The sequence below is a fragment of the Citrobacter gillenii genome (assembly GCF_013337685.1).
Classification (GTDB): domain Bacteria; phylum Pseudomonadota; class Gammaproteobacteria; order Enterobacterales; family Enterobacteriaceae; genus Citrobacter; species Citrobacter gillenii.
This window is the reverse complement of record NZ_SUQN01000009.1, coordinates 22,387-47,177: the sequence shown is the minus strand read 5'-3', so window position 1 is coordinate 47,177 and position 24,791 is coordinate 22,387. Positions and strand designations below refer to the sequence as shown.

Genomic DNA, 24,791 nt, shown 5'->3' with positions numbered 1-24,791 from the left:
GCGACGATAGTGAGCCACATCGTCACGGCCCCCCTCATGCTATTTCGATCCGGGTTTACCGTCGTGGGAACCAAAAAACTGTGGTGGATGGTCAACCCAGCGATCCTCGCGCGTGGCCGCATACACCGGATTCAGTGGGTAATAGATACGGTTGAATTTTTTATTTGCCTCGCCGACGACCAGCAGTCGCACCTCTTCACTGGTGTTATTGATAAAGGTGTGACACACGCCGGTTCCCGCTGGAAATCCGACGCTATCCCCCGGTTCCAGCTTCCATAAATAGCCGTTAATCCAAGCCTCCGGATACCCTTCCAGCACGTAGATAAACTCTTCTTCGTCGCTTTCGGCGTGAGGGTACGAGGTGCGACGGCCCGGAGGCAGGCGTTCATGGTGAATGCCGAGGCGACCCAAGCCCAGTTTACGAGCAAGCGGTGCGCCGATAGAAAACAGCTCATCGCTTCCGGGATAGGTAGCGTCATCAGCCCCCTCCACCTCACGCCAGTGGCGAATACAATCCGGTCTTTTCATTTTATATTTTCCAGTATTGCGATGCGTCAGGTATAGCACACCACGGCTGATCTCGGCGTTTTATGCAGAACATGATAAAGTAAGGGATTAACCTTCCACGCAAATCGAGGCGCAAAAATGGAAAGAACCCCTACGCAGGAGTTGCTGGCTCACGCTGAAAAACTCTGTGCGCAACGTAACGTGCGACTCACGCCGCAACGCCTCGAAGTGCTGCGCCTGATGAGCCTCCAGGAAGGGGCAATCAGCGCATATGACCTGCTAGATTTATTACGGGAAACTGAACCACAGGCTAAACCGCCTACCGTCTATCGTGCGCTCGATTTTCTGCTCGAACAAGGTTTTGTCCACAAGGTAGAATCCACCAACAGCTACGTGCTTTGCCATTTGTTCGATCAGCCCACCCACAGCTCCGCGATGTTCATTTGTGACCGCTGCGGCGTGGTGAAAGAAGAGTGTGCGGAGGGCGTGGAAGACATCATGCATACGCTGGCGGCCAAGATGGGCTTTGCCCTACGTCATAACGTAATTGAAGCGCATGGCCTGTGTCAGGTCTGTGTGGAAGTTGAAGCCTGCCGTCATCCTGGCGACTGCCAGCATGATCACACGATTCAGGTAAAAAAGAAGGTCGGGCGTTAAGCGAGAGAACGTACATCCTTGTACATTCAGGCGGGAGGGGATAATTACCAACGGTAGTCGTTGCGGGTTTCCCAATCCTTCACTTCTTTCTCCGCCTGATCTTTCGCATAACCGTAACGTTCCTGGACTTTACCCACCAGCTGGTCACGCTTACCTTCAATGACCGTCATATCATCATCGGTCAGTTTGCCCCATTGCTCTTTCACTTTACCTTTCAACTGCTTCCAGTTACCACCGACTTCGTCTTTATTCATCATCAAATCCTCATCGTTAGGTTGTGAATAGCGAGAGTGCTGCGTCCAGACACGCTATGTTTTTGCTGGACGTGAGAATAAGTGTAGTCAGTGATTCTGAGTTCTATTTATTATTCGGAATTTTTAACCATACGAGTCAGGAAAACCAGGTGCCATTTCGCCAGTGACGCCGCCAGATAAAAGCCAGCGAGAGTCCGCGCAGCGTCAGAAAAACGGCGAGTGCCAGCCACAAACCGTGGTTGCCTAACAGCGGTAACGTGAATAAGGTTAAGCCGAATCCTGCAGCGGCAACGGCCATACTGTTACGCATTTCCGCAGCACGCGTTGCGCCAATAAACATGCCGTCCAACAGGTAACACCAGACGCCCACCAGTGGTAACACCACCTGCCAGATAAGGTAACGATCGGCCAGTTGCTGAATCTGCGGTAGTGAGGTCAACGACGCAATAATGTGCTCGCCAAACAGGGCATAGACCAGTGAAAAAAGGATCGCCACAATGCCCGACTGTCGACACGCCGCGCGCCAGACATCCAACAGTTGGCTGCCATCCCGGGCACCATAAGCCTGACCAGAGTGCGCTTCCACGGCATAGGCAAATCCGTCCAGCGCATAGGCGGTGAAGGTCAACAGGGTCATCAGAACGGCGTTGACCGCAATAATATCGCCCCCGAGACGCGCCCCGAGTACCGTAATCGCACCAAAACACAGCTGCAGCAACAGCGAACGCAGCATGATGTCGCGGTTAAGCGCCATCAGACGGCGGAAGTTTCCGCGCCATGCCTGTTTCAGCATCATGAGCGAAACACCGCGCAGGTGGAGAACCTTGCGCACCATCAGCAGGCCAATCAGCAACGTGGCATATTCGGCAATCACCGTCGCCAGCGCGGCGCCCTGCACGTTCATATGCAGCCCCATCACCAGCCATATATCGAGCACAATGTTGAGGATATTGCCGACAATCAACAGGATCACCGGTGCTCGCGCGTACTGAACGCCCAGCAGCCAGCCGAGCAGTACCAGGTTCGCCAGCGAGGCAGGCGCGCTGAGCCAACGGATTTCAAGGAAGCGCCGGGCCTGTTCCAGTACCGCTTCGCTCCCCCCCACGATGTGTAACGCCAGATCGATAATCGGCGTACGAAATAGCGCAATTGCCGCCCCCGCCCCCAAAGCCAGAATCAGCGGCTGCACCAGCGCACGGGCCAGCGCCTGCGGATTTTTTGCGCCAAATGCCTGAGCCGTCAGCCCGGTGGTACTCATGCGTAGAAAGAGCAGCAGCATAAAGAGAAAACTGGTTGCCGTCGCCCCCACGGCGACACCACCCAAATAGACCGGGCTATCCAGATGACCAATCACAGCTGTGTCCACCAGTCCCAGCAGGGGAACGGTGATATTGGAGAAAATCATTGGCAGGGCAAGATGCCAGAGCGCTTTATCAGAGGAGGTAAAGAAAGGCATACAGGAGAGCCTGAGAAGAAGTTAAACGTACTGGACAAAGTTGTGTAGACCCGGTAAACGCAGTGCCACCGGGCACGTTGCCGGATGACGACGTAAACGTCTTATCCGGCCTACAGGAAATCAACAGACCGTTACAGCCATTCACCGTTACGGATAACGCCGACGGCCAGTCCTTCAATGGTGAAGTTCTGCTCACGCAGGTCGACAACGATCGGTTTGAACTCGCTGTTTTCTGGCAGAAGCTCGACCTTATTGCCCTGTTTTTTCAGGCGTTTAACCGTCACTTCATCATCAATGCGGGCAACAACCACCTGGCCGTTACGCACGTCCTGTGTCTTATGCACTGCCAGCAGATCGCCATCCATAATACCAATGTCTTTCATTGACATACCGCTGACGCGCAGCAGGAAATCAGCATTAGGTTTGAACAGGGATGGATCAACCTGATAGTGGCCTTCGATGTGCTGTTGCGCCAGCAGCGGCTCACCTGCAGCAACGCGGCCTACAAGCGGTAATCCTACCTCTTCTTCATGCAACAGACGAATACCACGCGATGCACCAGAGACGATTTCGAGCACCCCTTTACGCGCCAGCGCTTTAAGGTGTTCTTCAGCCGCGTTTGGGGAACGGAATCCCAAACGCTGCGCGATCTCCGCACGCGTCGGTGGCATACCTGTCTGGCTGATGTGATCCCGAATGAGATCAAACACCTCTTGCTGCCTGGCCGTTAACGCTTTCATTCCGCCCCCTGGGTGTATATACAGTTATGCTGTGAGTATATACAGCTAAAGGCGATTTTGGAACCGCAAACTGCACAAAAAACAGGAGATTTATGAAGTTGTGGAATCCTTATCGAAAATGGGACCACAACAGGATGCCCCAGGTGATCAGGGCGACAAAAATAGACAGCAGAACAGCCGCCGACCCCATATCTTTCGCTCGACCGGAAAGTTCGTGATACTCCGATCCAATACGGTCGACCACTGCTTCAATAGCGCTGTTTAAGATTTCAACGATCATCACCAGCATTACTGAACCAATCAACAACACACGGGTAATGGCGTCGACGTCCAGCCAGCAGGCGATGGCGACGCCCAGCAGTACGGCAACGCTTTCCTGACGAAATGCCGCTTCATTTATCCATGCGGCGCGAAAACCTTTCCACGAGTAGCCAGCAGCTTTGATAATTCGGGTAAATCCAGTGGTATTATTGGCCATCAAAAGAACCTTTTTACATTATTAGCGTCAATGTCATTGTAACGTTACCCCGTTTGTTTCAGGGTGTGGCAAAGCAGCGCGAAGTATGACGGGATACACCAGAAATTCACTAAACTTTCTGATATCCTTGCAGCGCATTTGCATTATTAACCAGAGGCTTTACATCGTTTATGTCCGGCTGGCCACGAATTTACTACAAATTACTGAATTTACCATTAAGCGTCCTGGTAAAAAGCAAGTCTATTCCGGCAGAACCTGCCCCGGAGTTGGGACTCGATACGTCTCGTCCCATTATGTACGTCCTACCGTACAACTCAAAAGCAGACTTGCTGACGCTACGTGCCCAATGTTTGGCGCACGATCTTCCCGATCCCCTGGAACCGCTGGAGATAGACGGGACTTTACTGCCGCGCTACGTGTTTATTCACGGCGGTCCGCGTGTGTTCACCTATTACACGCCAAAAGAAGAGTCCATCAAGCTGTTCCATAACTATCTCGATCTGCATCGCAGCAATCCTGACCTTGATGTGCAGATGGTGCCGGTTTCGGTGATGTTTGGCCGCGCGCCTGGCCGCGAAAAAGGTGAAGTCAACCCGCCGCTGCGCATGCTGAACGGCGTACAGAAATTCTTCGCCGTTTCCTGGCTCGGTCGCGACAGTTTTGTCCGTTTCTCGCCGTCGGTCTCTCTGCGCCGCATGGCAGACGAACACGGTACGGATAAAATCATCGCCCAGAAACTGGCGCGCGTGGCGCGTATGCACTTTGCCCGTCAGCGTTTGGCCGCTGTTGGCCCGCGCCTCCCTGCCCGTCAGGATCTGTTTAATAAGCTGCTGGCCTCAAAAGCAATCGCCCGTGCGGTAGAAGATGAAGCCCGCAGTAAAAAGATCTCCCACGAAAAAGCGCAGCAAAATGCCATTGCGCTGATGGAAGAGATCGCCGCCAACTTCTCCTACGAGATGATCCGCCTGACTGACCGTATTCTGGGATTCACCTGGAACCGACTGTATCAGGGTATTAACGTTCACAATGCAGAACGCGTTCGCCAACTGGCGCACGACGGGCATGAAATTGTCTATGTCCCCTGCCACCGCAGCCATATGGATTACATGCTGCTGTCGTACGTTCTGTATCACCAGGGGCTGGTTCCTCCGCACATTGCGGCCGGGATCAACCTGAACTTCTGGCCGGCTGGCCCGATTTTCCGCCGCCTGGGTGCGTTCTTTATTCGTCGTACCTTCAAGGGCAATAAGCTCTATTCCACCGTCTTCCGCGAATACCTCGGCGAGTTGTTCAGCCGCGGTTATTCGGTTGAGTACTTTGTCGAAGGTGGGCGCTCACGTACCGGTCGTTTGCTGGATCCGAAAACCGGCACGCTGTCGATGACCATCCAGGCAATGCTGCGCGGCGGTACGCGTCCTATCACCCTGGTGCCGATTTACATTGGCTACGAGCACGTGATGGAAGTCGGCACCTACGCGAAAGAACTGCGTGGCGCGACAAAAGAGAAAGAGAGCCTGCCGCAGATGCTGCGTGGCTTAAGCAAGCTGCGTAATCTGGGTCAGGGCTACGTCAACTTTGGCGAACCGATGCCATTGATGACCTACCTCAATCAGCACGTGCCGGAGTGGCGTGAGTCTATCGATCCTATCGAGTCGATTCGCCCTGCCTGGCTGACGCCGACGGTCAATAACATTGCCGCCGATCTGATGGTGCGCATTAACAACGCCGGTGCGGCCAACGCCATGAACCTGTGCTGTACCGCGCTACTGGCATCCCGCCAGCGTTCCCTGACCCGCGAGCAGTTAACTGAGCAGCTTGATTGCTACCTCAGCCTGCTGCGTAACGTACCGTATGCATCAGATGCAACGGTTCCGACGCAGAGTGCCAGTGAGCTTATCGATCACGCCCTGCAGATGAACAAGTTTGAGGTCGAGAAAGATACCATCGGTGACATCATCATTCTGCCGCGCGAGCAGGCGGTATTGATGACTTACTACCGCAACAACATTGCGCATATGCTGGTGCTGCCGTCACTGATGGCGGCGATTGTGACTCAGCATCGCCGGATTTCACGCGTCGCATTGCAGCAACATATTGATGCACTGTATCCGATGCTGAAAGCCGAGCTGTTCCTGCGCTGGGAGCGCGATGAGCTTACAGGGGTGATCGACGAACTGGCTGGAGAAATGCAGCGTCAGGGTCTGATTACGTTGCAAAACGATGAGCTGCAAATCAACCCGGCACGCTCCCGCACGCTACAGCTGCTGGCCGCAGGTGCGCGTGAGACTCTGCAGCGCTACGCCATCACCTTCTGGCTGTTGAGCGCGAATCCGTCTATCAACCGCGGTACGCTGGAGAAAGAGAGCCGCACCGTCGCTCAACGTCTTTCCGTACTGCACGGTATCAACGCACCGGAATTCTTCGATAAAGCGGTGTTCAGCTCCCTGGTGCTGACCCTGCGTGACGAAGGCTACATCAGCGACACCGGAGATGCCGAGCCGGAAGAGACGATGAAGATTTACCAGATGCTGGCCGAACTGGTGACGTCGGATGTCCGTCTGACCATCGAGAGCGCCACTCAGGGTGAGTAAGCATAAAAAAACCGGTCGAAATGACCGGTTTTTTTTATCGCAGACTAAAACTCAAAGATGCCAGTAACTCATCGCAAGGCCTAAGAACAACACCAGGCCCACGTAGTTGTTATTCATAAACGCTTTAAAGCAGGCATCCCGCTCGCGGTTAACGATCAGCTTCTGCTGATACACAAACAGCGCCCCTGCCACCAGCAAAGACCAGTAATAGCCCAGCGCCAGTCCGTTCAGCCAGCCCACCAGCGCCATCAGCACCAGTACGCCCACTTGCAGAAGACCAATAATCAGTTTGTCGTTTTGGCCGAACAGGATAGCGGTCGATTTAATGCCAATCTTCAGGTCATCATCGCGGTCGACCATCGCATATTGGGTGTCATAAGCCACTGCCCAGAGAATATTGGCCAGAAACATCAACCAGCAGCTGAGCGGCACCGACTCGCTCACGGCGGCAAACGCCATCGGGATAGACCAGCCAAACGCTGCACCCAGCACCACCTGCGGCAGGTGCGTATAGCGCTTCATGAAGGGATAAACCCACGCCAGCGCCAACGCGGCAATCGACAACAAAATGGTCATCGTGTTGAGCGTCAGGACCAGCAGGAAGGCGAGCAACACCAGCACAACAAACAACGTGCGGGCTTCTTTCTCCGTCACGGCACCGCTTGGCAGAGGTCGGTTCGCGGTGCGTTTCACATGACCGTCAAATTTGCGGTCAGCATAATCATTCACCACGCATCCGGCGGCGCGCATTAACCAGACGCCAGCCACAAACACCGCCAGGATCCACAATTGCGGAACCCCAGGGGTCGCCACCCACAACGCCCACAGCGTTGGCCAGAGCAGCAGTAAGGCGCCGATTGGCTTATCCGTACGCATCAAGCGGTGAAACGCCAGCAGCTTATTCTGCGTCAGACTCCACTCCATCTTTATCTTCCTCTCAGTACAACGGCGATGCAGGTAAAAAAAGCTCGGTAAGCATCAGTGGCTTACCGCTCAGCCGCAGGCGGGAACGACGCCCCCACAGCTCTGCATCGCGGCCAATCTCAATAAAATCTCGGGTCAATGTCGATGACGTAAACAGGTAGCGCCCGAGCGGGGTTTTCCCCAGATTTTGCAAGGCCAGTTCAGGGCCACACAATGTCGATTCCGGCACCACGGTGCGCCCGGCAAGCCAGGGTTCACCATCCGCGCAGAGCAGGATTTCACGTAACCAATAGCGGGATTCTGTCGGCAGCAGCGTCAGTTCTTCGGCCACCTCATTTTGCCCAACAAATCCTTCTCGTATCAACGTTACGCTGACCTGCTTTCCCTGCTGCTCAAAACGTTGGGTCATGGAGTCTTCCAGTAACAACCAGTCAAGCAGTTGGGGGTCCAGCGTCGGGATCGCATCAAAATAACGCAGCGCACGCAGTTGCGTTAACGCAGGGTGTGGCATGCCTTACTCTCCGATTTATCACGTTCAGGCATTGTATCGCAGAAAAGGCATTACGGGGTGAGCAAACATGATTAAGTGATCGGCGGAGCAACACAAGCATAACAAGTAGCATGGAAGGATAAAAAAAGGTGCGCCAGGAGACGCACCAGTTGTTGCAAAATCAGCAATGTGGGGAGACGGTTACCCCTTGCCTTTTACACTGCTGATAAAGGTGGAACGGGCAGATTTGGATCCCAGACGTTCAGCTTCATCAAGCAGCTTCAGCGCTTTATCGACATCGCCTTTCGCCACAGCATCCTTAATCGCCTGGTTAAAATAGCTTTCCGTGTCGTTCAGCATCGGCTCGCTTTTCTGCGGGGCTGGTGCGGCGACCGGGGCAGCTGCCACCGCAGCCGGAGCCGCATAGGCCGCTGCTGGTGCGGCAGTGTTGCCCACCGTCACCGGTCCCGGACCGGATGAGCCAAACAGCGGCCCGACCAGCACGCTGGAGGAGGAGCTGGTTTTGACTTTTAGTTTCAGCAAGCCATCTGTGGTATGACGGGCGATCGGATCCGGGATATCCGGCACGGCGTTACCCACGCCCTTGGCATAGGCTTTTGCCGGGTCAAGCAGAGTCGTGGTCTGCTGGAGATCTTTCTCGGTGGTGAAGACCAGAACATAGAGCTTCTGCTGGCCCAGCGCTGGCGTCAGGCGCATGACCCCTTCCAGGCGATCCGCGCTCATCACGCCGGGCTCCTGATAGGTGAAATAGCTGCTGGGGAAGAAAGCAGATGGCGTCATGTTCTGATCAAGAATCAGGACGTTTGGCGCAAATACGCTGGTTTGTTTGTTCACTTCACTGGAGAGCGTCAGGGTCAGCTCACCAATATTGGCCGGTACGCTATAGGCGGCAACCGGACCGCTAATTCCCGCTACGTCCAGACGCTGACCGGCGGTCGCAAGCTGTGTGGACTGAACCTTAGATTGATCAACAGGCGTCCAGGCTAATTGTTGCAGTGCGGCAGTGGGAATCGCGGGTGCGCCGGTGGTGTTCTGTGGCACAAAATTCACATCGGCCAGGCTGATGCCGGGCGCACTGGCAAATAACCCTGCAGATAAACAAAGGGCAACGAGACTTTTCTTCATTTTCATTGTTATCACCTCAGATAGCATGGGTTCAGCGGTGGCCAGGCAATAGCGCGCTAAACCTTAAGTAAGAGGGGCTTACGCCCCTCTTTCGGTCTTTACGTCAGGTTAATGCTGGATTACCACCAGATTTCCATCTGGGCACCGAAGGACCACTCGTCGCTGTCGCCACGGCTGGTGGTGCTGATACCGGAGTTAGTTGCTGCTGCGAATTTGGTAACGTCGTTACCATTTTTCACGTAGCCCCACTCTTCATCCCATTTGGCATAGGTTGCGAAGACGCGGATTGCCGGACGAGACCAGATGCTGTCGCCCGCCTGCCATTGTTGCGCCAGGGTGACTTTGTACTGGCTGTTGCGATCGCTGGTCTGCTGCGATTTCACGTTGTCATAGCCCACTTCCAGCAGGGTGCTCATGATCGGCGTCCATTTGTACATCGGACGGATACCCACGGTGTACCATTCGGTACCCAGGTCGTTATCCATGTCGAGGTTCTGGTACATACCGACGTACATCAGGTCCCATTTGTCGCCCAGCGAGATAGCACCGTGGTCCAGCACGCGGAACAGGCTACCGTTGTTATTCACCACGTTATTGGCGAAGTTAGTCTTAGTACCATCTGGATTGGTAATGGTTGTCGTAGAAGAACCGTAAGAGCCCTGGTTCAGGCCTTTACCCTGCGTGGTCATGGAGTCTGTCGCATACTGAACAACAAACTTGTTATAGCCTTTCAGCATGCTCTGGGTATGTTCAGCGGTGAACATCCAGCCATCTTTTGATGCGCCGTCTGCCAGGTGGTAGTCATCGGTGGTGTTAGCACGACCGTAGTCCACACCCAGTTCCAACATACCGTCCGGGTTAATCGCCATTTGCGCTAAACGCACGTCGAACACGTCGTTGGCGGTGTCTTTGGTACGATCATAAATATTCTGGCTGCTGAACGCGTAAGAGCCGCCCGCTTCCTGAGAACGGGTCGCTGCCAGCGCCAGTTTACCGAAGCCCAGATCGATGTTTTCAATACCGGCACCAGGACCTGAAATATCCCAGTAGTAGAAGTCGATCATGTGCACATCATGACGCTGGTAGAAGCGCTTACCGGCCCAAATGGTGGAACCTGGCAGCCATTCAATCAGGTTTTTACCCTGCACGTTTGCTTCACGGAATGCCGGGTCAGTTCCTTCCCAGTCATTCTGCTGTGCGACGGAGTAGGCGACGTTGGTGTCGAAGTAGAAGCTCTTATCGCCCTCTTTCCACACTTCCTGACCCAGTTTAATTTCCGCATAGGTTTCACATTCGTTACCGAGACGGTATTTACTTTGTGCACCGGTTGCCTGGAAACACTGTTGTTCGCCGCCACTACCCGTCCAGCCGATACCGGAACGAGCATAACCATGGAAATCCACGGCCATTGCCTGAACAGACATAATGCCTGCTGCTACAGCAACCGCCAGAGGGAGTTTGCGCAGAGTAATCATCATTCTATCTCCTGAGATCATTGCTTTTCTTTGAACGCTTCACCTTGACGGATTTGCGCTTTTTTTTAATGGGACACCTTAAACGCCCGGCTCTTGATGCAACCGACGACATGCAGTGCCATCTTCACGGAACAGATGGCAACGCTCTGGCGGCAGGCCGATAGCGAATGTGGCACCCTCTTCTACCAACACCACGTCATTCTGGCGGTACACCAGGTTTTGACGGATGGCGGGGATCTGGATATGTATTTGCGTTTCGTGGCCCAACTGCTCGACCACCTGAACTTCACCTTCGAGGGTGACGTCAGCGATATCGCTGGGCAGCAGATGTTCCGGGCGAATACCTAAGGACATGTTGGCGCCAACCTGCACGGCACGGCTTTCTACCGGTAGCCAGATTTGCTGGCGGTTAGGTAATTCAACCTGCACCTGATCGATTGCGGTTGCGGTGACTTTCACCGGCAGGAAGTTCATCTTCGGTGAACCAATAAAGCCCGCCACAAAGCGGTCGGCTGGGTAGTGATACAGCTCCAGCGGCTTGCCGACCTGCGCGACGCGGCCCGCATCCAGCACCACGATTTTGTCAGCCAGCGTCATCGCTTCGACCTGATCGTGGGTGACGTAAATCATCGTGCGGCCCAGACGTTTATGCAGGCGGGAGATTTCAATACGCATCTGCACACGCAGTGCCGCATCCAGGTTAGAAAGCGGTTCATCGAGCAGGAACACGCGCGGTTCAGCCACCAGCGTACGGCCAATCGCCACGCGTTGACGCTGACCGCCAGAGAGTGCTTTTGGCTTACGCTCAAGCAGGTGCGCCAGCTGCAGGACTTCAGCGACCTGATTCACACGCTGGTTCATGACGTCTTTTTTGGCACCGGCCAGTTTGAGACCGAAAGACATGTTCTCGGCGACGGATAAATGGGGATACAGCGCGTAGGACTGGAAGACCATACCCACACCGCGTTCGGCGGGCGGGATGTCGTTCATTCGGGTGTCCCCGATAAACAGGTCGCCGCTGGTGATGGTTTCCAGCCCGGCGATCATACGCAGCAAGGTCGACTTACCGCAGCCTGACGGTCCGACAAATACCACGAACTCTCCTTCGTGAATGTCGAGATTGATATCCTTCGATACCACCACGTCACCCCAGGCTTTCGTTACATTTCGCAGCTGTACGCTCGCCATGCCCTTCTCCCTTCGTTACAACCTGTCATCGACAGCAACATTCATCATGGGCTGACTATGCGTTATCCATTAGGAGCGTGAATCCTCCACCCCCCAGCTTTTTTATGGGGGAGGAGGCGGGAGGATGAGAGAGTCGCGTCTGAGACCCGGGCCGTACGCCGCCAAGGAATTTCGTGATGTTGCCCGCAAAAATCAGTGGGTTTTTATGTGCGCCAGCACGCATTACTCACATTTCTGTAACACAGATCACATAAAGAATGGGTGGGGCGTAGGGGTAAGGAGGATGGAAAGAGGTTGCCGTATAAAGAAACTAGACACCGTTAAGCCACCTCTGTGTATCCAAGCGCACATCACCAAAAAGGATGGGGAATATGAAAATCAAAACCGGCGCACGCATCCTCGCATTGTCTGCATTGACGACGATGATGTTTTCCGCCTCGGCTCTCGCCAAGATTGAAGAGGGCAAACTGGTTATCTGGATCAACGGCGACAAAGGCTATAACGGCCTCGCTGAAGTGGGTAAAAAATTCGAGAAAGACACCGGCATCAAAGTCACCATTGAACATCCGGATAAGCTGGAAGAAAAATTCCCGCAGGTTGCCGCGACCGGTGACGGCCCGGACATCATCTTCTGGGCACATGACCGTTTTGGCGGCTACGCGCAATCGGGTCTGTTGGCTGAAGTTACGCCAGACAAAGCGTTCCAGGACAAACTGTTCCCGTTCACCTGGGATGCCGTACGTTACAACGGTAAGCTGATCGCCTACCCGATCGCCGTTGAAGCACTGTCGCTGATTTACAACAAAGACCTCGTGCCAAACCCACCGAAAACCTGGGAAGAAATTCCTGCGCTGGATAAAGAGCTGAAGGCGAAAGGCAAATCTGCCCTGATGTTCAACCTGCAAGAACCGTACTTCACCTGGCCGCTGATTGCTGCCGACGGCGGATACGCGTTCAAGTTTGAAAACGGCAAATACGACGTCAAAGACGTGGGCGTGGATAACGCTGGCGCGAAAGCGGGTCTGACCTTCCTGGTTGACCTGATTAAGAACAAACACATGAACGCGGATACCGACTACTCCATCGCTGAAGCGGCCTTTAACAAAGGCGATACCGCGATGACCATCAACGGTCCGTGGGCCTGGTCGAACATCGATAAGAGCAAGGTGAACTACGGCGTAACGCTGCTGCCAACCTTCAAAGGCAAAGCGTCTAAACCTTTTGTCGGCGTACTGAGCGCCGGTATTAACGCCGCCAGCCCGAACAAAGAACTGGCGAAAGAGTTCCTCGAAAACTACCTGCTGACCGATCAGGGTCTGGATGAAGTGAACAAGGACAAACCGCTGGGTGCCGTCGCGCTGAAATCCTTCCAGGAAGAGTTAGCGAAAGATCCACGTATCGCGGCCACCATGGGTAACGCCGAGAAAGGAGAAATCATGCCGAACATCCCGCAGATGTCTGCATTCTGGTATGCCGTTCGTACCGCAGTGATCAACGCCGCCAGCGGTCGTCAAACCGTTGATGCTGCGCTGAAAGATGCACAAGGTCGTATCACCAAGTAATACGGTTTCCCTTATTTCTTAGGGAATCAGGTTTATTGAATACGTTGTTACACGAAATCATTCGCGCTACATCGAGGCGGCAAGGATGCAAATCCCCAGGAGCTGACAAAAGTCAGTGACTGGGGTGCGCATTCGCAGCCAACAAAGAGGTAGCGTGAAGGATAAAGTGTAAAGAGGAAGATCCCCATGGATGTCATTAAAAAGAAATACTGGTGGCAAAGCGACACGCTGAAATGGTCAGTGATGGGTCTGCTGGGTCTGCTGGTGGGCTACCTTGTTGTTTTGATGTACGCTCAGGGGGAGTACCTGTTTGCCATCATGACGCTTATTTTAAGCTCTGCTGGCCTGTATATTTTCGCCAACCGTAAAGCCTATGCCTGGCGCTATGTCTATCCTGGCGTGGCTGGTATGGGGTTATTTGTTCTGTTCCCACTCATTTGCACCATTGCAATTGCCTTTACCAACTACAGCAGTACCAACCAACTGACCTTTGAGCGCGCCCAGGAAGTCCTGATGGACCGTTCTTATCAGGCGGGTAAAACTTACAACTTTGGTCTGTATCCGGCGGGTACGGAGTGGCAACTGGCCCTCACCGACGGTGAAACAGGTAAAAATTATGTCTCCGACGCCTTTAAATTTGATGGCGAGCAGAAACTACAACTGAAAGAAGCCGAAGCGCTGCCAGCAGGTGAACGTGCCACGCTGCGTATCATCACGCAAAACCGCCAGGCGCTGACCCAACTGACCGCCGTGCTGCCGGATGACAGCAAGGTGATTATGAGCTCGCTGCGCCAGTTCTCCGGTACGCAGCCGCTGTATACGCTTGCTGATGACGGCACGCTCACCAACAATCAGAGCGGCGTAAAATACCGTGCCAATAACGATATTGGTTACTACCAGTCACTCGCGCTAGACGGTAGCTGGGGTACAGAGAAACTCAGCCCAGGCTATACCGTCGCCATCGGCTGGGATAACTTCACCCGCGTCTTTACCGATGAAGGCATTCAGAAACCGTTCTTCGCGATCTTTATCTGGACCGTCGTCTTCTCGGTGCTCACCGTCATCCTGACCGTTGCCGTCGGTATGATTCTGGCCTGTCTGGTGCAATGGGAATCGCTGAAAGGCAAAGCGATTTATCGCGTGCTGCTGATTCTGCCTTACGCCGTGCCGTCGTTTATCTCGATACTGATTTTCAAGGGGTTATTTAACCAGAGCTTCGGTGAAATCAACATGATGTTGAGCGCGCTGTTCGGCATCAAGCCGGCCTGGTTCAGCGACCCAACCACCGCGCGTTCGATGATTATCATCGTCAACACCTGGCTGGGCTATCCGTACATGATGATCCTGTGCATGGGGCTGCTGAAGGCGATTCCCGACGATCTGTATGAAGCCTCGGCAATGGATGGCGCTGGCCCATTCCAGAACTTCTTTAAGATTACGCTGCCGTTGCTGATCAAGCCGCTGACGCCGCTGATGATCGCCAGCTTTGCCTTTAACTTTAACAACTTCGTGCTGATTCAGCTGTTGACCAACGGTGGCCCGGACCGACTCGGTACCACCACGCCAGCCGGTTATACCGACCTGCTTGTCAGTTACACCTACCGTATCGCCTTTGAAGGCGGCGGCGGTCAGGACTTCGGTCTGGCGGCGGCGATAGCCACCCTGATCTTCCTGCTGGTTGGCGCGCTGGCGATTGTGAACCTGAAAGCCACACGTATGAAGTTTGATTAAGGGAGATAACGACAATGGCTATGGTCCAACCGAAATCACAAAAGTTACGTTTATTCGCAACGCACTTAGGTCTGCTGATTTTTATCGCGGCAATTATGTTCCCGCTGCTGATGGTCATTGCCATCTCGCTGCGCGAAGGTAACTTCGCCACCGGCAGTCTGATCCCGGAAAATATCTCCTGGGAACACTGGAAACTGGCGCTGGGCTTTAGCGTGGAACACGCGGATGGCCGCGTGACGCCGCCTCCGTTCCCGGTGCTGCTGTGGCTGTGGAACTCGGTGAAAGTGGCCACCATTACCGCGATCGGTATCGTGACCCTCTCCACCACCTGTGCTTACGCCTTCGCCCGCATGCGCTTCCCAGGTAAAGCCACGTTGCTGAAAGGCATGCTGATTTTCCAGATGTTCCCGGCGGTACTGTCGCTGGTGGCGTTATATGCCTTGTTTGACCGTCTGGGCCAGTACATTCCGTTTATCGGTCTGAACACCCACGGTGGCGTGATCTTCGCCTACCTTGGCGGCATTGCGCTGCACGTCTGGACAATCAAGGGGTATTTCGAAACCATCGACGGTTCACTGGAAGAAGCGGCCGCGCTGGATGGCGCAACGCCGTGGCAGGCATTCCGCCTGGTGCTGTTGCCGTTGTCGGTGCCGATTCTGGCGGTGGTGTTCATTCTGTCGTTCATCGCCGCAATTACCGAAGTCCCGGTCGCCTCACTGTTGTTGCGTGATGTGAACAGCTATACCCTGGCAGTCGGTATGCAGCAGTATCTCAATCCACAGAACTATTTGTGGGGCGACTTTGCCGCTGCAGCCGTGCTTTCTGCTATTCCGATCACCCTGGTGTTCCTGCTGGCCCAGCGCTGGCTGGTTAACGGCCTGACGGCAGGCGGTGTGAAAGGCTAAGTTTCATCGATGTACCCGCCCGGCAACGGGCATGCCACTGCAACCCTCAACTTATGTTATCCCAACCTGTGACTGTTTTTCGGCGCTCTACGGAGCGCCCTTTTTTTATGTAATTTTGCATTGCGGTTACGATTATTTTCTTTCGTGCTCGCCATCACTGCAATTTTATTTCTCGCCTGAGCGGACATTAATTAAACAGAGTGAAGATCACAGAAAAGACAAAACGTAATTGCAATGTAAAAAATGATAATTGTCATACCTGCCTGTTAAATCCACCATCACAACACTGATAAAAAGAGCTGTATCTTCTAAGGCAGGTCTGAATGAATACCCAATATAATTCCAGTTATATTTTTTCGATTACATTAGTTGCCACATTAGGAGGACTGTTATTCGGCTACGACACCGCCGTCATCTCCGGTACCGTCGAGTCCTTAAATACGGTTTTTGTCGCCCCACAACATCTGAGCGAATCCGCCGCAAACTCACTGTTAGGCTTCTGCGTCGCCAGCGCGCTGATTGGCTGTATCATCGGTGGTGCGCTGGGTGGCTATTGCAGTAACCGCTTTGGTCGTCGCGATTCACTCAAAATCGCCGCGATCCTGTTCTTTATTTCCGGCATCGGTTCCGCATGGCCGGAATTAGGGTTTACCGCCATTAATCCCGATAATGCTGTTCCTGTTTATTTAGCCGGATACGTCCCCGAATTTGTTATTTATCGCATTATTGGTGGTATCGGTGTCGGTTTAGCCTCCATGCTCTCACCGATGTATATCGCAGAACTGGCCCCGGCACATATTCGTGGAAAACTGGTTTCCTTTAACCAGTTCGCGATTATTTTCGGGCAACTGATGGTCTACTGCGTAAACTATTTTATTGCCCGTTCCGGCGACGCCAGCTGGCTAAATACCGATGGCTGGCGTTATATGTTTGCCTCTGAAAGCATTCCCGCCCTGCTGTTTTTAATACTGTTGTATACCGTACCGGAAAGCCCACGCTGGCTGATGGCGCGCGGCAGACACGAGCAGGCGGAAGGTATTCTGCGCAAAATTATGGGCAGCAATCTTGCTACCAAGGCGATGCAGGAGATCAATCAGTCACTGGAGCACGGTCGCAAAACAGGCGGGCGTCTGCTGATGTTTGGCACTGCGGTCATCGTCATCGGCGTCATGCTGTCCATCTTCCAGCAGTTCGTCGGCATCAACGTTGTGCTCTACTACGCGCCGGAAGTTTTTAAAACCCTGGGCGCCAGCACCGACGTCGCGCTGTTGCAGACCATCATCGTGGGCGTAATCAACCTGAGCTTCACCGTGCTGGCGATCATGACGGTCGATAAATTTGGCCGTAAACCGCTGCAAATTATTGGCGCACTGGGTATGGCCATCGGCATGTTCAGCCTCGGTACTGCGTTTTATACCCAAGCTTCTGGTCTGGTGGCGCTGCTGTCGATGCTGTTTTATGTTGCGGCATTCGCCATGTCCTGGGGCCCGGTGTGCTGGGTACTGCTGGCTGAGATTTTCCCCAACGCGATCCGTGGCAAAGCGCTCGCCATTGCGGTGGCCGCCCAGTGGTTGGCGAACTACTTTGTCTCCTGGACCTTCCCGATGATGGACAAAAATTCGTGGCTAGTTGCCCATTTCCACAACGGTTTCTCCTACTGGATTTACGGTTGCATGGGCATTCTGGCGGCACTGTTTATGTGGAAGTTCGTACCGGAAACCAAAGGCAAAACGCTGGAAGAACTCGAAGAGCTGTGGGAACCCGCAGCAGAGAAAACGCAGCCCGCGTCTGCGCAGTAATCAACGTAAACAACACGCCGCAGCCCAATGCGGCGTGTTATTTTTTACTCACGCTTCAACCGTTTGGAATTACACAGCCACAGCGTGATCACCAGCAGCAGGATCGCCGCGGAATAGATCAGTACGTCCATGGGAGCTTTATGATCGACGATGATCAACCGCACAATCGCCGTGATCCCGATATAAACAAAGTAGCGCAGCGGAAAGTGAAAACCTGACTGAAAGTACTTCACAATCAGCGCGATAAATTCAAAGTAGAGGAAGTAAACCACCAGCCCTTCCACCAGCTCATATTTGCTGGTTTGTTCCGGCGCGAACAGCACATCCGCCAGATGCAGCGTCTCTTTGCCGAGGAATACCACCAGAATCAGCCCCAGACTCAGTAGCCCAAGATTCAACACAGTCTGTAACATCGTGGAGATAAACTCCACGCGCGGACGAGATATCGGCGTCATAGCAGCCCCTTTTGCTCAATGGCGAAGTTCCTGTATAACGCAAAAATGTGACGGAGATCTACATTTTTTGTTTATGTTTTGTTCACACAACGGTTCTTCCGGATGGCGGCTTTGCCTTATCCGGCCTACCGTAGGCCCGGTAAGCGTGGCGTCACCGGGCGATCAACATTCACATCAACGGAAGTTCTCACTCCTGTCACTGGTCATATCGTACAATCCAAACTTACGCCCAAGCTGCTGACCACCGTCGCGCGTCAACGGCGTCCAGCCAATTGCCGCACGGCTGCGGGTTGGTCCCGAAGAGAAGAGATCCAGCGGCACGGAGACATACACGCCTTTGGTGAAATCACCTTCCCCATACTCATCCGGTGATGCATCGGTGAGGGTTGCATAACCGCCGACCACCACGCCGCTGTCGAAGCGTTTGGCGATTTCAAGGGTCCCGCCTTTATCGCCCGCCAGGTACTGCCCCACGCTGGCTTTTACCAGTACATCCTGGGCAAACGACGGGTTCCAGTACGCCGTCAGATGTCCGGTCTTCACGCTGTAGTCGGTGAATTTCATCATGTCCTGCGCACTGCGCCAGTCACGCTGCTTCACATAGTTGGCGTCAACGCCAAACGCCCAATTGCTGTCCAGTGGACGGTACAGCACTTCAGCCCCTGCGCCGCCAAACATGGTTTCCAGATAGCCACCGTACACTTGTCCGTAAAACCCGTTGCCGAGTGACTGGAAGTAGTTGGCCTGCAGGTTATTCACATACACATCGTTCTGCACGTAGTCACGGACGTGAGTACGGACCCGCGGCAAATGTGAATCACTGGGCGGATTGGTATAGTTAAACTTGTCGTAGTTATTGGCCAGGTTAGCAAACAGACTGCCGGTCGTGAGCAGATGGTCTGTCACCCACAGATCTGCCGTTCCCATGACACCCAGCTGATACATATAGAAGTTTTCCGGGCCGCCCACGGACTGGTTGAGTACCGGATCAATGTGAAAATCAAAGCGTGATTTATCGATATACCAGCCCTGCTCGGTGGTCTGCGGCACCACGGGCTCCACGCGCTTTTGCACCAGCGGTGTTTCATGGCCCAGCGGCTCGCCTTGCAGATGATCCTGCAAACTCGCAACATCTGTTTCGGTGGTGACCTGCGGTAAATTCAGGCGATTTTCCGTAATACGGATCGTACGGATCCCCTCAGGGAGATCGTTCATTACGATCCGATTTGCCCGTTCGATCCCTTCCCGCGAGTCACGGTATTTCACCTGTTCGCCGGTCACGTACAGCGTATCGCCCTGCACCTGGAGTTTCGGATCCGCCAGCCCGGCGTTGTATTTCAGTAGCGTGAGCTGATTCGCCACCACCGAATGTTGCAGGATGGCATCCTGCGGCTGGGGCTGATATTGCGGTCGCGCGTTGTCGTTATACGTTGGTCGCAGATCGTTGAAGTTCGTGCGTAGCGTGACGCCGAACATAAAGGTATTACCGCGCTCGTAGCTGAGGTTAACGTCGGCCCAATCGGTGACGCGGTAAATGGCGCCGACGTTAAACTTGCTCTTCTGATCCAGCTTGCCGGCAAAATCCTGCTGGTAGTTGTTACCCTCATATTCCAGCTTCAGGCGCAGCGGCTGCCAGGGCGTCTGGTATTCCACGCCGCCAAACAGTGACGCAGGGCCGTGGAACATCTGGCTACCGTCGATGGAGCCCGCCTGTTTATAGCTGTTATCGCGATAACAGAATTTATCGCTGTACGAGCACAGCGGATTACTCACATTGCCGCTGGTACCAAGATATCCCCAGCCAAGACCAAGCGAGAAATCAAACGGCCCCCAGGCTTTGTTGGCCACGATGTATTCCGCATCAAACAGACCGGTTCCGCCGATATCCCGTGCGCCAACCGCGACCTGCGGCATCCAGTAGCTCTCTTCCCACAATCGCAATTTGAGATCGAACGCTTTGTCTTTATACGTCTGATCGCCTGAAAATGACTCCACGCTGCTGTATTTTTTGGTGCGCACATCGGTATAGCGTAGGGTCGTTTCCAGCCACGGGAACAACTGCACCGACGCGGAGTAGTAGCGGTACTGATCGTTATCGCGGTAGTTGAGGCTCATTTCCCCTTCACGCGCCATCCGCGCGGTTGGCGTTTGCAGCAGCCCCACGCCGCCAAAGTCAGACTGGGAAGGCCCAATCGGCGCAGGGTACGTTTCACCGTGGCAGGCCGTGCTGATACCCAGCGCCAGCAGGCTGAGCAGATAAGTTTTTCTCATTATTCAGGTATCCGCTGGGTCAGAGTGCGAAGAATGTCGGCATTGATTTGATCAGGGGCGCGGCTCCAGACAGAGTCAGACAGCCCAACAAAAATGATGCTGCCGGGCATCGGCTCAACGTGACGTTTATTCCAGTAAGCGACCGGTACTTTTTGCGTGCGTCCATCGGGATAGACCACCCACGCATAGCTGCGATCTGCACCGCTCAGCAGGCTTTGTCCGGCGAGATAGCTGGCGATATTACGCCCTGGCATAAACGGCTGTTTACCCGGATGATTGATCGCGCCAAACAGGGTGATTTCCGTTGGCTGAGGCCCAACCCACAGCGTGTAGTTGCCCTGCAACGGCGGATTCCCCCGTTCACTCACCCGCACCGCGTCCGGGTCGAGATTCACCCGCTGTCTGCCGGTTACCTTCAGGGTCTGAATTTGCTGGCGTAGCGTGTTGATAGCGGCTGCATCGTCGCCGCCTTCTTCTGCACTCAGCGCCGCCAGCCGTCCCAACAGCGCCTGTTGCTGGCGCTGCGCGGTAACCGTCGCCAGCTCTTCCCCGATCACCGCCGCGGGCCACCAGCTATTCGCCAGCGTGGGTTGACCCACCAGATCGATAAGATGTTCCGCGCCGGTCAGCGTTTTCGGTTCTGCACTGCCTGAGGTGATCACTTTTACCGTTCCTGCGGCAAAAACAGATGCCGCACAAAGGCTAAAAGTCAGCGCGGTAATCATTCGTTTCATCATGATTTTGCCGCCTTGATCAGAGTGGTCTTCACCGGGAAATAATTCGCACCCAGATACTGCTCTGACTGGCGAATCATTCCGTCACTGTCGATCCAGTAACGGTTATGCCAGCGAGTCCGATCGGTGGTGACTTCTTCGTCCAGCACGCGTACCGGGGTATCTTCGCTGGCAACCCGAATGCTGTCAGTGCCGTCCCATCTGAAGGCCGAACGGGCGGTGGCGTAGCGCACCTGCTTATGCTCGGTCCAGCCCATCGTGCGGGTCCAGGTGACGCCATCAACAATCTGGTTTGGTTTGATAAGCGGGTCCGCCGCCAGATTATTCACCGCGATCAGGTTGTCTCCACCCAGCAGCGTTTTCACCAGACGCCCGTGTTGCGTTACGAGCATGGCCTGGTCCTGGGTGACCCATTTCTGCTGCCCGTTTTCAGCGAAAGCGAGCACCACAAACAGCTGCGGACCGCCGTTAAGCTGCATGTACTGGCTGGCGTAAGGCATGTTGTGGATATCATCATCCGTCATCTGAACGCCAGGAGTACCCAACACGCTTTGCCACAGCGAATGACCCAGCCCTTCGGTGGTAGCTGAACACGCCTGTAATAACAGACAAACCAATATGAGCGCTGGTCGCATCACGACGTTTCTCCGCATTATTGCCGGGTGGCGCGACGCTTACCCGGCCTACAAATCCCACAGGCTTTTGGAAATTCAAAATAACCACACCGAAGTGTGGTTATGGTTAATCCCCTTCATACTTCAGGGGCTACGTACCGGAATTACTGGGTACTGGTGGTCGTGGTGGTGGTGGTTCCGGTATTCGAACCATCGCCACCGCCGGTTGCCGCCAGGGCGACCCCCACCGCGGAGCTTACGGTGCTCACGCTGGTTGCGGAGGAACTTCCTGCCGAAACCGACGCGGCTGCCGACCCTGCCGCCTCCCCCACCTGAACGGGGGCAGCATAGACAGAGGTCGTCGCAAGCGCAGATATAGCCAACAGGCCATACAGTACTTTTTTCATCACAATATCCCTTCATTGTATGAATGGAGATTTACCCAAAAGAATTTCGGGCGAGATCGAGTATACACAACCGAAAGTGTGTAAATTACGCCGCGCAGGAATTTAGGATAATTAGAAAAAAGTGGGAGCTAACATTATTAAAAAATACATAAATCAATATAAATCAATCACATGAAATAAATACATAAATAATGCAATATCCGTAAAATCTGAAAATCATTGTGTTAAATCTAACGTGGTATAATTATTTTAGGATTAAACTCAATTAAATCCCATGTAATGCGGAAGACAAGATAAATTATCTTATAAAAAAAGCCGATAATAATATCGGCTTTTTTTATAAGTAATCAGTAAATTCATTCGAATTGCAGCAAGGCGGCAAGCCCGTTAATCCCCGGGAGCATAGATTACTATGTGACCGGGGTTAACGAACGCAGCCAACACCGCTGCGGTTCGAAGGAAGAAGCTGATTAACGCCAGGACTTATAACGGTTAATCAAACCGTTAGTCGAGCAATCATGACTGTTGATCTCTTGATCATCGTTCAACTCAGGCAGAATGCGGTTCGCCAGCTGTTTGCCCAGCTCTACGCCCCACTGGTCGAAGGTGAAGATGTTCAGGATAACGCCCTGAGTAAAGATTTTATGCTCATACAGCGCAATCAACGCACCCAGGCTGTACGGAGTGATTTCGCGCAGCAGGATAGAGTTCGTAGGACGGTTGCCTTCGAATACTTTGAACGGCACAACGTGGTCCAGCGTCGCCGGATCTTTACCCTGGTCGCGGTATTCTTGTTCAACCACTTCACGAGACTTGCCAAACGCCAGCGCTTCGGTCTGGGCGAAGAAGTTAGACAGCAGCTTCGGATGGTGGTCAGACAGCGGGTTATGCGTGATAGCCGGAGCGATGAAATCGCACGGCACCATTTTGGTCCCCTGGTGGATCAGCTGATAGAACGCATGCTGACCGTTGGTCCCCGGCTCACCCCAGATGATTGGGCCAGTCTGGTAATCCACCGCATTGCCGTTACGGTCAACGTATTTACCGTTGGATTCCATGTTGCCCTGCTGGAAGTAGGCCGCAAAGCGGTGCATATACTGGTCGTACGGCAGAATGGCTTCGGTTTCGGCACCATAGAAGTTGTTGTACCAGATACCGATCAGCGCCAGCAGTACCGGCAGGTTTTTCTCCGCTGGGGTAGTGGAGAAATGTTTATCCATGGCGTGCGCGCCGGACAGCAGTTCAACGAAGTTGTCGTAGCCCACGGACAGGATGATCGACAGACCAATCGCTGACCACAGGGAATAACGACCGCCAACCCAGTCCCAGAACTCGAACATGTTGGCCGTATCGATACCGAACTCACCGACTGCTTTCGCATTGGTGGACAGCGCCGCGAAGTGTTTTGCCACGTGTTTTTCATCACCGGCGGTCGCCAGGAACCAGTCGCGCGCGCTATGGGCGTTGGTCATGGTTTCCTGGGTGGTGAAGGTTTTAGAGGCGACCAGGAACAGCGTGGTTTCCGGGTTCACTTTCTTCAGTACTTCGGCGATGTGCGTACCATCGACGTTAGACACAAAGTGCATATTCAGGTGATTTTTGTACGGACGCAGCGCTTCGGTCACCATGAACGGACCGAGGTCGGAGCCACCGATACCGATGTTCACCACATCCGTAATCGCTTTGCCGGTGTAGCCTTTCCAGCTGCCGGAGATAATCGCTTCAGAGAAGGATTTCATCTTCTCCAGCACCGCATTCACTTCCGGCATCACATCTTTGCCGTCCACGATGATCGGGGTATTGCTACGGTTGCGCAGCGCCACATGCAGCACTGCACGATCTTCCGTACGGTTGATCTTCTCACCGGAGAACATGGACTTGATAGCACCGCTCAGGTCGGTCTCTTTTGCCAGATCCTGCAGTTTCGCCAGCGTTTCTTCGGTGATGCGGTTTTTGGAAAAATCCACCAGCATCAAATCGTCAAACGTTGCGGAAAACTTGGCGAAACGATCGCTATCTTTCGCGAACAAGTCCGCGATCGTAACGTCTTTCATCTCTTCAAAGTGTTTTTGTAGTGCCTGCCAGGCTGAGGTCTGCGTTGGATTGATGTTTTTCATTAGCAATACTCTTCTGATTTTGAGAATTGTGACTGAGATCGATTGTAACGCCAGTCACAGAAAAGTGTGATTGTTTTAGTGCCGTTGTCCTGGCGTCCATCAAACAGGGGTAATTATAAGCTCGGTTACTCAGGGCTACAGCAGCATGAAAAATCCGCATAATCCCAGCATTGACAGTACAGGCCATGCCTTTTATTTATATACATAAAGTCATTCGATATGCGTCAAGGCGGCAAACCTGCTCGCCACAGGAGCTTACTGAAGTAAGTGACTGTGGTGAGCAGGTGCAG

General features: G+C 53.7%; 22 protein-coding genes. 6 read left to right on the top strand and 16 right to left on the bottom strand.

The genetic code is table 11. The annotated features are described in order from the left end of the window. Positions 1-39 precede the first annotated feature (39 nt). Positions 40-528, bottom strand: a complete 489-nt coding sequence (locus tag FCH32_RS20385) for a cupin domain-containing protein (RefSeq protein WP_115259704.1) — start codon at positions 526-528, stop codon at positions 40-42. 117 nt (positions 529-645) lie between these two features. Here FCH32_RS20385 and zur point away from each other — a divergent pair, with 117 nt between their 5' ends. After that, positions 646-1,164, top strand: coding sequence for a zinc uptake transcriptional repressor Zur (gene zur / locus FCH32_RS20380; protein WP_096758717.1), 519 nt, complete (start codon positions 646-648; stop codon positions 1,162-1,164). A gap of 44 nt (positions 1,165-1,208) precedes the next feature. On the opposite strand, the gene FCH32_RS20375 is transcribed toward zur, so the two are convergent. From FCH32_RS20375 to FCH32_RS20360, 4 genes are all read right to left on the bottom strand, one after another. Next, positions 1,209-1,418, bottom strand: coding sequence for a CsbD family protein (locus FCH32_RS20375; protein WP_096758718.1), 210 nt, complete (start codon positions 1,416-1,418; stop codon positions 1,209-1,211). 136 nt (positions 1,419-1,554) lie between these two features. After that, on the bottom strand, positions 1,555-2,874 hold the full coding sequence (gene dinF / locus FCH32_RS20370; RefSeq protein WP_146718034.1) for an MATE family efflux transporter DinF: 1,320 nt from the start codon (positions 2,872-2,874) through the stop codon (positions 1,555-1,557). A gap of 131 nt (positions 2,875-3,005) precedes the next feature. Then, positions 3,006-3,614 (bottom strand): transcriptional repressor LexA, encoded by a 609-nt coding sequence (gene lexA, locus FCH32_RS20365; RefSeq protein WP_096758720.1) that lies wholly within the window; start codon positions 3,612-3,614, stop codon positions 3,006-3,008. A gap of 109 nt (positions 3,615-3,723) precedes the next feature. Next, positions 3,724-4,092, bottom strand: coding sequence for a diacylglycerol kinase (locus tag FCH32_RS20360; RefSeq protein WP_045438520.1), 369 nt, complete (start codon positions 4,090-4,092; stop codon positions 3,724-3,726). A gap of 170 nt (positions 4,093-4,262) precedes the next feature. Here FCH32_RS20360 and plsB point away from each other — a divergent pair, with 170 nt between their 5' ends. Continuing rightward, positions 4,263-6,683 (top strand): glycerol-3-phosphate 1-O-acyltransferase PlsB, encoded by a 2,421-nt coding sequence (gene plsB / locus FCH32_RS20355; RefSeq protein ID WP_115259706.1) that lies wholly within the window; start codon positions 4,263-4,265, stop codon positions 6,681-6,683. A gap of 51 nt (positions 6,684-6,734) precedes the next feature. Here plsB and ubiA read toward each other — a convergent pair whose 3' ends face one another. From ubiA to malK, 5 genes are all read right to left on the bottom strand, one after another. Continuing rightward, positions 6,735-7,607 carry a 4-hydroxybenzoate octaprenyltransferase gene (gene ubiA, locus FCH32_RS20350; protein WP_096758722.1) on the bottom strand — a complete coding sequence of 291 codons (873 nt, stop codon included), beginning with the start codon at positions 7,605-7,607 and terminating at the stop codon, positions 6,735-6,737. 13 nt (positions 7,608-7,620) lie between these two features. Next, positions 7,621-8,118, bottom strand: coding sequence for a chorismate lyase (gene ubiC / locus FCH32_RS20345; RefSeq protein WP_096758723.1), 498 nt, complete (start codon positions 8,116-8,118; stop codon positions 7,621-7,623). 180 nt (positions 8,119-8,298) lie between these two features. Then, the gene (gene malM, locus FCH32_RS20340) at positions 8,299-9,249 is read right to left on the bottom strand and encodes a maltose operon protein MalM (protein WP_115259707.1); all 951 of its coding nucleotides are present in this window, start codon (positions 9,247-9,249) and stop codon (positions 8,299-8,301) included. Between the two features lie 113 nt (positions 9,250-9,362). After that, positions 9,363-10,721: a maltoporin gene (locus tag FCH32_RS20335; protein WP_137399214.1), complete on the bottom strand. Its 1,359-nt coding sequence runs from the start codon at positions 10,719-10,721 to the stop codon at positions 9,363-9,365. Between the two features lie 75 nt (positions 10,722-10,796). Continuing rightward, on the bottom strand, positions 10,797-11,906 hold the full coding sequence (gene malK / locus FCH32_RS20330) for a maltose/maltodextrin ABC transporter ATP-binding protein MalK (RefSeq protein WP_096758726.1): 1,110 nt from the start codon (positions 11,904-11,906) through the stop codon (positions 10,797-10,799). Between the two features lie 371 nt (positions 11,907-12,277). On the opposite strand from malK, the gene malE reads away from it, so the two are divergent. From malE to xylE, 4 genes are all read left to right on the top strand, one after another. Next, positions 12,278-13,468 (top strand): maltose/maltodextrin ABC transporter substrate-binding protein MalE, encoded by a 1,191-nt coding sequence (malE, locus tag FCH32_RS20325; protein ID WP_096758727.1) that lies wholly within the window; start codon positions 12,278-12,280, stop codon positions 13,466-13,468. 186 nt (positions 13,469-13,654) lie between these two features. Beyond that, on the top strand, positions 13,655-15,199 hold the full coding sequence (gene malF / locus FCH32_RS20320) for a maltose ABC transporter permease MalF (RefSeq protein WP_174361433.1): 1,545 nt from the start codon (positions 13,655-13,657) through the stop codon (positions 15,197-15,199). A 14-nt stretch (positions 15,200-15,213) separates the two neighbouring features. After that, positions 15,214-16,104 (top strand): maltose ABC transporter permease MalG, encoded by an 891-nt coding sequence (malG, locus tag FCH32_RS20315; RefSeq protein ID WP_043018069.1) that lies wholly within the window; start codon positions 15,214-15,216, stop codon positions 16,102-16,104. 323 nt (positions 16,105-16,427) lie between these two features. Beyond that, on the top strand, positions 16,428-17,903 hold the full coding sequence (gene xylE / locus FCH32_RS20310; RefSeq protein ID WP_137362222.1) for a D-xylose transporter XylE: 1,476 nt from the start codon (positions 16,428-16,430) through the stop codon (positions 17,901-17,903). A 44-nt stretch (positions 17,904-17,947) separates the two neighbouring features. On the opposite strand, the gene psiE is transcribed toward xylE, so the two are convergent. The 6 genes from psiE to pgi form a co-directional block, all read right to left on the bottom strand. Beyond that, on the bottom strand, positions 17,948-18,358 hold the full coding sequence (gene psiE, locus FCH32_RS20305; protein ID WP_096758732.1) for a phosphate-starvation-inducible protein PsiE: 411 nt from the start codon (positions 18,356-18,358) through the stop codon (positions 17,948-17,950). Positions 18,359-18,532: 174 nt separating this feature from the next. Further along, positions 18,533-20,629, bottom strand: coding sequence for a YjbH domain-containing protein (locus FCH32_RS20300; protein WP_174361432.1), 2,097 nt, complete (start codon positions 20,627-20,629; stop codon positions 18,533-18,535). Then, positions 20,629-21,366, bottom strand: a complete 738-nt coding sequence (locus FCH32_RS20295) for a capsule biosynthesis GfcC family protein (RefSeq protein WP_174361431.1) — start codon at positions 21,364-21,366, stop codon at positions 20,629-20,631. Before FCH32_RS20295 ends, FCH32_RS20300 begins: the two co-directional genes overlap by 1 nt. Next, entirely contained in the window at positions 21,363-22,001 is a 639-nt protein-coding gene (locus FCH32_RS20290; protein ID WP_174361430.1) for a YjbF family lipoprotein, read from the bottom strand. Before FCH32_RS20290 ends, FCH32_RS20295 begins: the two co-directional genes overlap by 4 nt. 140 nt (positions 22,002-22,141) lie before the next feature. Beyond that, entirely contained in the window at positions 22,142-22,384 is a 243-nt protein-coding gene (gene yjbE, locus FCH32_RS20285; RefSeq protein WP_096758736.1) for an exopolysaccharide production protein YjbE, read from the bottom strand. A gap of 470 nt (positions 22,385-22,854) precedes the next feature. Next, entirely contained in the window at positions 22,855-24,501 is a 1,647-nt protein-coding gene (gene pgi, locus FCH32_RS20280; RefSeq protein WP_096758737.1) for a glucose-6-phosphate isomerase, read from the bottom strand. Positions 24,502-24,791 lie beyond the last annotated feature (290 nt).